Genomic DNA, 10168 nt, shown 5'->3' with positions numbered 1-10168 from the left:
GGACTGAGGACTGAGGACTGAGGACTGAGGACTGAGGACTGAGGACTGAGGACTGAGGACTGAGGACTGAGGACTGAGGACTGAGGACTGAGGACTGAGGACTGAGGACTGAGGACTGAGGACTGAGTGAGTTAGAAGTCAAAAGTAATAGAAAAGAGAGAGAAAATTCTCTTCTCTATTACTTACTAACGCCACGTGCAACTTTTTCTTAGCCCCTTTTTAAGGGGGGAGAAATACAGAAAGTTGCACACCGCGTTTACTACTTTTTACTTCCTCTTTCTCCTCTCTCCACCCTTCGGGAAGGCGAAGCGCCTACAGTCCTCGGTACTCATTACTCTTTAATCCTCGTCATCCTCAAAGTCGTCGTCATCCTCAACATCCTCAACGAGGTCGTCGTCATCATCGAGAACTGGAGAGATAGCGCTACCACCCATTCCATAAGTAGGCCGCTCTTCAAATCCGAGTCCTGGGCTGTAAGCACGAGCCGTTCGGTCATCCAGCACCACGTCCAGCGCGTCCTCCTCAACATCCAGTCCGGTACCGAAGCCAGATACCGATATATCAACATCTGAGCTGATGCTGTCCTCATAGGCATTGAACCCGGTTCCTGCCGGAATCAGTCGCCCAATGATCACATTCTCCTTCAGACCGCGCAGCCAGTCAGATTTGCCTTCAATTGCCGCTTCTGTGAGAACCCGCGTCGTTTCCTGGAAGGATGCCGCAGAAATAAAGCTATCTGTATTCAGCGATGCCTTGGTAATCCCCAGCAACATCGGCGTATATTGCGCCGGTGCCCCGCCAGTAATTGCCATCGCTTCATTCACTTGCTCAATCTGCCGCAGTTCCACCAACTCTCCAGGCAGCATCGTGGTATCGCCGCCATCATCCACCCGCACTTTCGAGGTCATCTGGCGCACAATCACCTCAATATGCTTATCAGAAATATCAATCCCCTGAGATTGATACACCGATTGCACTTCATTCACCAGGAAAGTCTGAACCTTCTGCAACGCCATAAGCGCCGCTTCGTAGACTCCCATCGTTTCCCGGTAATGCTCAAAGAAAATCTCTAGAATCTCATGGGGGTTGGCAGGACCATCGGTTAGCGCCTCCGCAGTCTCCACAACCATGTCATCTCCGACAATGACGTTCTGTCCGGGGCCAAGGGGATAGTCAGCCACGACGCCGTCTGACTCGATGACTTTAATCTCCTCTGCGTCCTGCTGATCTCCGTAAACGACCTGAGCAGTTCCCGCACGCCGCGTCAAAATACACGCTTCTTTTGGCTTCCGCGCCTCCAGCAGTTCTTCAATACGCGGCAAACCTTGGATGATATCCCCAGTTTTCGCCCGCTCAAAGACTAGCAGCACTAGGTTGTCACCCCGCTGCACCAAGTCTCCATCATCGATATGCAGGACGGCTCCGGAAGACACGCGATAAGGACGCGCCAGACGCAACTGGATCGAATCCTCTAAGATGGCGGAAATTTGACCCGACGCTGGAGCAAGTACGCCGGAGGCGATTTCAGTCCCTGCTACTACGAGCGCTCCCACTTTTACGGTGGGTTTAGCGCCTTTCGTGTCAACACTCATCCGGTCGGTATCCCGAACCAGCAGCACCCGGCGAATCGAGGCTTCTCCAGCGCGAATCCCCCGGACTTCTCCGGCATCCTTGCACTGAATTTCCGTGCGAGCCACAACGGCTCCCGGCTCGATCTGCTGAGAGTCTGTCACCATAATCCGCGTATGCGTACTGCCAGAAAGCGGATCTGCCGCCGTATCGCGACGAATCACCAGAGATTCGGAAACCAAGAGCTGTAACCGCATCTCTGAAGTCCGAGGCGAAAGTTCCGAACTAACGGCTGAAAGCTCGGAGCTTTCTTGTTCGCCCTTGCCTTTTGCCTCAACTTCCTTCCCTTCAATTGGCAGCAACTCAATATCCGCCGCCAGTAGCTCCAAAGCACCGATGCTCTCGGAACTGCTTTCGCCCTCGGTTCCATAGCCAATTTCCAGCACCAATTGCGTCCGCAGCAGTTCCAGCCCTTCGATGGACTTTACCCGCTCCCCATCTTTATAAGGAAGCCGCTGCACTGCCCGCAGCTCAATCTTGTAACGTCCCCTGCCAGAAATAGAAGCTTGAGACGGTACGCTCGGCTCATCCGGAACGTGAAACTCAGTCACCGGACGCAGCAACAATGCAGGACCTTCAGGGGTTTCCACAAATTCGGTATAGCGCAACTCGCTAACCGTTAGCCCTGGCATAACTTCCTGTCCCGGATAGAACAGCGACCCATCTGTTCCCATCACTGCTTCTGGGTCATCGACCAAATGCAGTTCACCGGGCTTAATTACGATTTCCCGCAGGATATCGTTTTTCTGGGTTACTTCCACTATCCCAGCCGTTTGACAGAAGATATCTTTGACGACCTCTGTCATGGCTTCTACGTATTGACCGTCTTCCACTTGCAGGAGGGAGATATCCTTGTTCACTTCATGGGATTCTTCTGGAATCCACAGCAAGGTGCCGCCTTTGATGACTTCGTATCCTTGTTTTGCCTTGGCTTTTTTGGCAACTTCCACACCGGCGTATTTAATAATTCCCCCGGTCTGGGTGCGATAGCGATCGTCAATTAAGTCGGCTACTACCTGGTGGTTTTGCACTTTTGTCCCTGGTGTGGCCTTCAGGGAAAAGCGCTGATTGTCGCCGGTATAAATTACATAGTGGTCGCGACCTTGAGTGGCTTCCATTCGCACCCGTGCCTGGTCTAGCAGCACGCTAGCGGTGATAATTTCGATTTCTCGTCCCCGCGAACCAGCGTCATCAGCTTTTAGCCGGACGACGCCACCATGTTCGCTCACCAACTTGGTTTCTGCGAGTACGTCGTGGCGATTCACCACTTTACCGTTCTGCACGACGGCTTCAGCACCTGGAGGTAGGTTGTAAACTTCTCCAGACAAAATCCACAGTAAGCCACCCCGCGCCGCAATTCGGGTGGTGTTCCCTTGGCGGTCGGTTTTTTCTTCTGGAAGCAGACCTTCAAACTTCACTTCGCCTGCCAGGTCAGTGGGAACGTCTTTAGCGGCTTTTTCTGTATGGGCGCGAGTGGGAGAAACGATCGCGACTTCACCCAATAGCTGTTCTGCCGTTACCGTACCGCCATTGACACAGTACAGGGTGGAATTTTGAGTAAGCGGAATCGAGATTTGCTGCTGAGTGCTGTCTACCGGATCGAGAATCAATTCCGCATTTGTCGATTCCACCAGCAGGGCATCTTCCCCGTGTCGCGTCCGCATCCCCCGCGTCCGCATCCCTCGGCTGAAGCGCACTTTGGCGGTCATCGGCGCACGGACTTGTCGCGCTACTTCGCCAGTGAAGACGCCGCCAGTGTGGAACGTCCGCATGGTGAGCTGGGTGCCCGGTTCCCCAATCGATTGAGCAGCAATAATGCCCACCGCTTCCCCCAGATCCACGAGATGTCCGTGGGCGAGGCTCCAGCCGTAACAATATTGACACACGGAACGGGCGGCTTCGCAGGTCAAGGGCGATCGCACAAAAACTTCTTCTACCCCAGCCTTAACAATTTTCAGCCCCATTTCTTCTGACATCGGCTGATTGCACGGCATTACCACTTCACCCGTGGTAGGATGAACCGCATCTTCTACTAAAACGCGGCCCAGCAGGCGATCTGACAAAGGAATCAGCACGCGATCGTCCGAAGTCATGCTGCGTAAGCGAATCCCTCGCTGGGTGCCGCAGTCCACTTCCCGAACAATCACATCCTGAGACACATCCACCAGGCGGCGGGTAAGATAGCCGGAATCTGCCGTACGTAGAGCAGTATCTACTAATCCCTTCCGCGCCCCATAAGACGAGATGATATATTCCGTGACGGTCAACCCTTCCCGGAAATTCGTCTTAATCGGCAGACCAATAATCTCTCCCTGGGGATTTGCCATCAATCCACGCATCCCCACCAACTGACGCACCTGAGAAATATTTCCCCGCGCCCCAGAAAACGCCATCATATAGACCGAATTCAGGGGATCTTTTTGTCTAAAGTTGCGAACCACCTCATCCTTGAGCGCTTCACTGGTGCTATTCCAAGTGTCGATAACCTTTTGAAAGCGCTCTACCTCGGTGATTTCCCCCCGCGTGTAGCGTGCTTCTGTAGCGCGAATTTCAATTTCTGCGGCTTCCAGCAACTGCCGCTTAGAATCCGGCACCTGCAAGTCATCCACACTAATTGAGACACCTGCTTTAGTGGCGTAGTGGAAGCCCAAATCTTTCAGGCGGTCTGCCATTTGGGAGGTGCGGGCACTACCGTAATGGGTAAATGCCCAGGCAACCAGTTTCTTCAGTTGCCCTTTGTCCACCATCCGATTATGAAAAATATGTTTGATTTCTGGTTGCTCTGCCATAAGTTAAGACTGAGGTATAAGGACTGTTAGCGTAGCGGCGCTCTACTCGCGACTGAGTATTTAAAGAGGACTGAGCGATGAGGAGTGTTAGCGTAGCGGCATTCAACTCGCGGACTGAGCGAACACAGAACACAGGAATGAGGACGTGAGTGAGTAGGAAAGTTAAAACTCTTTGCCCAGTCCTCAATCACTCCGTCCTCAGCACTGATTTATACTGCCAATGCCTCTTGAATCGTCTTATTGTAGATAATTCGACCGGGCGTCGTCCGAATGTATTGAGTCAAGACATTTCCTCCCTTGTCTTCCCGCACTCGGCGGAAGTTGTAGGTTTTCCACACGGTGCCATCAGCTAGGGTTTCCACCTTTTCCGGCTCCGCATCCGGTTTATCATTCTCTACCATCCCCTCAAAGCGCACCCAGATGTAGGCGTGTAAATCTACCGCAGACTGCTCATAGGCTAAGAGCGCATCATCCAAGCTGCCGAAATAACCTCCAGCTCCCTTGGTCGCTGCTGGGTTTTCTGCCGTTAGGTAATAGCAGCCCAATACCATGTCTTGGCTAGGCGTTACAATCGGTCGTCCCGTCGCTGGCGAGAGGATGTTATTAGAAGCCAGCATCAGTAACCGCGCTTCTGCCTGAGCCTCCAAAGAAAGCGGTACGTGAACCGCCATCTGGTCGCCGTCGAAGTCGGCGTTGAAAGCCGGACATACCAGCGGGTGCAGCTGAATGGCTCGACCTTCTACCAGAATTGGCTCAAACGCTTGAATCCCTAAACGGTGCAGCGTTGGTGCCCGGTTCAGCATCACCGGGTGACCGGCAATTACTTCCTCTAGCACGTCCCACACAGAGGCATCCCCTCGCTGAATCAGCTTCTTGGCTGCCTTGATATTATTGACCAGTCCGCCGCGAATCAGCCGGTGAATCACAAACGGTTGGAATAACTCAATTGCCATTTCTCGTGGCAAGCCGCATTGGTGGATTTTTAGCTTCGGTCCCACCACAATTACAGAACGTCCGGAGTAATCTACTCGTTTACCCAACAGGTTTTGCCGGAAACGTCCCTGCTTACCTTCAATAATGTCCGACAGAGATTTCAGCGGTCGATTATTGGCTCCTACTACCGTCCGCCCCCGACGACCATTATCAATTAACGCATCCACCGCTTCTTGCAACATCCGCTTCTCGTTGCGGACGATGATTTCTGGTGCCAAGATTTCTTGGAGCCGTGCTAAGCGGTTATTGCGGTTAATTACCCGACGATACAAGTCATTCAAGTCAGAAGTGGCAAATCTGCCGCCATCCAGCTGCACCATTGGACGCAAATCTGGCGGAATCACCGGAATCACCGTCAGCACCATCCACTCTGGCTTAGAACCAGTCGCGATAAAGTTGTCAATCACCCGCAGGCGCTTAATCAGTTTCGCCCGCTTCTGACCCTTAGCATTGGCAATTTCCTCTCTTTGGGACTCAGCCTCTGCTTCCAAGTTAATGTCCTGTAAGAGACGTTGCAGCGCCTCAGCACCGATTCCCACCTCTACACCTTGCAGGGTAGAATCTTCGCTATAGAGCTGCTCCTCAATTTCCAGCCACTGATCTTCCGTCAGCAACTGTTTGTAACTGAGATTCTCCGCGTTGCCGGGACTGAGTACCACATAGGCATTGAAATAGACAATCTGCTCCACATCCCGCAGGGGCATATCTAGCAGAATCGACATATAGCTGGGAATGCCCTTGAGATACCAGACGTGAGCCACAGGTGCCGCCAGCTTAATGTAGCCCATGCGGTGACGACGCACCCGCGATTCTGTCACTTCTACGCCGCAGCGTTCGCAGACGATACCCCTGTGGCGCACCCGCTTGTACTTGCCGCAGTGGCATTCCCAATCTTTTGCGGGACCAAAAATGCGTTCGCAGAAAAGGCCATCCATTTCTGGTTTGAGCGTCCGGTAATTGATCGTTTCGGGTTTCGTGACCTCACCCACCACTTGACCATTGGGCAGGTTTCTTTGCCCCCACTCCTGAATTCGCTTTGGCGATGCCAGAGCAATCTTGACGTAGTCAAACCGCTGTTCTAGCTGATGTCTCATCTGTCGCTGCGCTCCAATTAAAAATTAAAAATGAAAAATTAAAAATTAAAGAATTCCTAATTTTTAATTTTTAATTTTTCATTTTTCATTGATTAAACTTCGTCTTCTTCCAGTTCCTCGCGGCTGAGAGATTCATACGTGGGTCGCGTCGGTGTCCGGCGATTTGACACATCCGCCATCAAGTCAACCTCTACGTGTCCCGTGGTTCCGTCTTCGGTCGTCTCCACCTTATGGACGGCAATATCTAAACACAGAGATTGCAGTTCTCGCATCAACACCTTGAAGGACTCTGGTGTTCCCGGTCGCGGAATCGCCTTGCCTTTCACGATCGCATTCAGCGCTTCGTTCCGCCCCTGCATATCGTCGGATTTCACCGTCAGCAACTCCTGCAAAATGTAGGCAGCGCCAAAAGCCTCCAGCGCCCACACTTCCATTTCGCCAAATCTCTGCCCACCCTGTTGCGCTTTGCCTCCCAAGGGTTGCTGCGTCACCAAAGAGTAGGGTCCCGTAGAACGGGCGTGGATCTTGTCGTCTACCAGGTGTACCAGCTTCAGCATATACGCCTTGCCCACTGTGATCGGGCGGTCAAAGGCTTCCCCAGTACGCCCATCAAAGACTCGGAGCTTCCCGGCTTCATCAGGGTTAAACAGCCAGTTCTTCCCAGTCTTCTTCTTCGCCTCCTCCAACTTGCCATGCACTGACTCGCGGCTTTTTTCCGCTCCGTGCATTTCGTCGAAGGGAATCACTTTGAAGCGGACGCCTAAGTTCTCGCCAGCCCATCCCAGCAAGCACTCAAACACCTGCCCCACATTCATCCGCGATGGCACCCCCAGGGGGTTCAGCACGATGTCCACAGGCGTCCCATCTGGCAGGTAGGGCATATCTTCGGCGGGTAATATCCGGGAAATAATCCCCTTATTGCCGTGCCGTCCCGCCATCTTGTCGCCCACTTGGATTTTGCGCTTCTGCGCGACATAGACGCGCACCACCATGTTCGCTCCGGGGGGCAGTTCGTCGCCCTGTTCGCGGGTGAAGACGCGCACGTCTACCACTCGCCCCTTCTCTCCGTTCGGCACCCGCAGGGAGTTGTCCCGCACATCCCGCGCCTTTTCACCGAAAATTGCCCGCAGCAGTTTCTCTTCCGGCGGCTGGTCAGATTCCCCCTTCGGCGTCACCTTCCCCACCAAAATGTCCCCCGCCTCTACCCAGGCTCCAATTCGGATAATCCCGGTTTCATCCAGGCTTCGCAAGCTATCTTCCCCAACATTGGGGATTTCCCGCGTAATTTCTTCGGGTCCTAGTTTGGTTTGCCGCGCCTCGATTTCGTACTTCTCAATGTGGATGCTCGTGTAGACATCGTCGTAAACCAGCCGTTCGCTGATTAAGATCGCGTCCTCGTAGTTGTAGCCCTCCCAGGGCATATACGCCACCAGAATATTCTGCCCCAGAGCCAGTTCGCCCCCCTCGGTCGCAGAGCCATCAGCAAGTACCTGTCCGGCAACGATGAAGTCGCCTTCATACACCAAGGGTCGCTGATTCAAGCAGGTATCCTGGTTTGAGCGCTGATACTTCTGCAACTCATACTCGATCTGCGGTCCTAAGGGAACTCCCGCTTCATCGAAACTCCGCACCGCAATCCGCGTCGCATCCACAAAGGTGACTTCCCCATCTTCCCGCGCCACCACCACCATCCCAGAGTCCCGCGCCGCCTGGGCTTCCAATCCAGTCCCCACTAAGGGTCGCTCTGGCTTCAACAACGGCACCGCCTGCCGCTGCATATTCGACCCCATCAACGCCCGGTTGGCATCGTCGTGTTCCAAAAAGGGAATCAACGATGTGGCAACAGAAATAATCTGCACCGGCGATACCGCTACATAGTCCACCATGTCGGGGGTTGTGGTCGTGAAATCTTGGCGATACCTCACCGCCACCGATTCTCCCAAAATCCACCCATCCACATCCATCGGGATATCCCCCGGCGCGACTTGCAAATCGTCTTCCTCATCCGCCGTCATATACACCGGAGCTTGTTCCTTGAGTACCCGCCCCATGTCTACCTTCCAGAACGGCGTCTCTATAAATCCGTAGGCATTCACCCGCGCATGAGTTGCCAAAGAGCCGATCAATCCCGCGTTCGGTCCCTCTGGCGTCTCAATTGGGCAAATCCGTCCGTAGTGACTCGGATGAATATCCCGCACCGCAAACCCGGCCCGTTCCCGCGTTAATCCCCCCGGACCCAACGCCGAGAGTCGCCGCTTGTGGGTCAGCTCCGCTAAGGGATTTGTCTGATCCATAAACTGGGATAGCTGAGAAGAACCGAAAAATTCCTTAATCGCCGCCACTAAAGGCTTCGGGTTCACCAAAGAAGCAGGTGTTAGCGTTTCGGCATCCGAAACGGTCATTCGCTCTCGGATAATCCGCTCCAAACGGTTCAACCCGACGCGCACTTGGTTTTGTAGCAGTTCACCCACCGAGCGCACTCTTCGGTTGCCCAAATGGTCGATATCATCCGTAATCCCGATGTCATATTCCAAGTTGATTAGGTAGTCTACTGCCGCCAGAATATCTGTCGGGGTCAGCACTCGCATTGTATCCGGCACCGAGAGCCGCAGCTTCTTGTTCAGCTTATAGCGACCGACTCGGCCCAGGTCGTATCGCTTCGGGTCAAAGAAGCGCGATTCCAACAACTGAGAACCACCAGAAACGGTTGGCGGTTCCCCCGGACGGAGTTTCCGATATAGCTCCATGAGCGCTTCTTCTTCGGAAAACTGCCCCTCTTTCTCAATGGTCTTCTGGAAATATTCCGGGTGACGCAATGCATCAAAAATCTCCGAGTCGGAAAGCCCCAGAGCTTTGAGTAATACCTGCGCCGACAGCTTGCGCGTCTTATCGATTCGCACCCACACCAAGTCGTTTTTATCGGTTTCAAACTTCAGCCACGCTCCCCGGTTGGGAATCAAGCTTGCTGAGTAGGTGCGACGTCCGTTTTTGTCTGTTTCCGATTTGTAATAAACTCCGGGGCTTCGCACGATCTGGTTGACGATCACCCGCTCAGCACCATTAATAATGAACGTGCCTCGGTCGGTCATCAGGGGCAAATCGCCGATGAAGACTTCTTGCTCTTTAATCGTCCCATCTTCTTTATTAATTAGCCGCGTAGGAACGTACATTTGTACGGCATAGCTTGCGTCCCGACGCTTGGCTTCATCTACATCGTACTTGGGTCGCTTGAGTTTGTAGTCTTTGCCCAAGAAATGCAACTCCAGCTTGCCGGTGTAATCGGTAATTGGCGAAAAGCTGTTAAGTTCCTCAATCAGACCTTCTTCCAGGAACCAGCGGAAGCTGGCTCGCTGAATTTCAACCAGGTCTGGCAACATATAAGCAACTGGAGTGGAGGTCTGATTAGTCATGCTTTTCCTCTTGCAAAAGAATTCAGGAGTTACCTGTCGTAAGGGTGGGTTTAAGAAGAATGCCAGTGGGGAGACCCGACTTCCCGATCAACCCGATCGTCTAGGACTCAAAAGTCATCCGTTAGGGTGATGAATGCCAAATGGATTCATCCTTTATCGTTGATGGTTCCGAATTCGTCCTTCATCTTTACATCCTTCCCATCTAGGGGGATGGAATTCGTGCCAAAGTAAGCGGTAGCGGCGAAGTCTGCCT

4 protein-coding genes are annotated in these 10168 nt (G+C 53.1%); all 4 read right to left on the bottom strand.

The features are described 5' to 3' along the window. Positions 1 to 338: 338 nt before the first annotated feature. A complete protein-coding gene (locus ACFW2W_RS19060) occupies positions 339 to 4418 on the bottom strand; it encodes a DNA-directed RNA polymerase subunit beta' (protein ID WP_378181661.1) in 4080 nt (1359 codons plus the stop codon). Next, positions 4381 to 4605 carry a hypothetical protein gene (locus ACFW2W_RS19055; protein WP_378181658.1) on the bottom strand — a complete coding sequence of 75 codons (225 nt, stop codon included), beginning with the start codon at positions 4603 to 4605 and terminating at the stop codon, positions 4381 to 4383. The genes ACFW2W_RS19060 and ACFW2W_RS19055 overlap by 38 nt, the downstream gene beginning before the upstream one ends. A 22-nt stretch (positions 4606 to 4627) precedes the next feature. After that, positions 4628 to 6505: a DNA-directed RNA polymerase subunit gamma gene (locus ACFW2W_RS19050; RefSeq protein ID WP_378181655.1), complete on the bottom strand. Its 1878-nt coding sequence runs from the start codon at positions 6503 to 6505 to the stop codon at positions 4628 to 4630. Between the two features lie 92 nt (positions 6506 to 6597). After that, positions 6598 to 9915 carry a DNA-directed RNA polymerase subunit beta gene (rpoB, locus tag ACFW2W_RS19045; RefSeq protein WP_378181652.1) on the bottom strand — a complete coding sequence of 1106 codons (3318 nt, stop codon included), beginning with the start codon at positions 9913 to 9915 and terminating at the stop codon, positions 6598 to 6600. Positions 9916 to 10168: the final 253 nt, after the last annotated feature.

Source organism: Coleofasciculus sp. H7-2 (assembly GCF_042747725.1).
Taxonomy (GTDB): domain Bacteria; phylum Cyanobacteriota; class Cyanobacteriia; order Cyanobacteriales; family FACHB-T130; genus FACHB-T130.
The sequence above is the reverse complement of the archived record's forward strand: the minus strand, read 5'-3'. Positions and strand labels throughout refer to the sequence as shown.

Bases quoted from the DNA above. Each gene is read 5' to 3' on its own strand.
- ACFW2W_RS19060 (WP_378181661.1), bottom strand. From the start codon at position 4,418: ATGGCAGAGCAACCAGAAATCAAACATATTTTTCATAATCGGATGGTG.
- ACFW2W_RS19050 (WP_378181655.1), bottom strand. From the start codon at position 6,505: ATGAGACATCAGCTAGAACAGCGGTTTGACTACGTCAAGATTGCTCTG.
- rpoB (WP_378181652.1), bottom strand. From the start codon at position 9,915: ATGACTAATCAGACCTCCACTCCAGTTGCTTATATGTTGCCAGACCTG.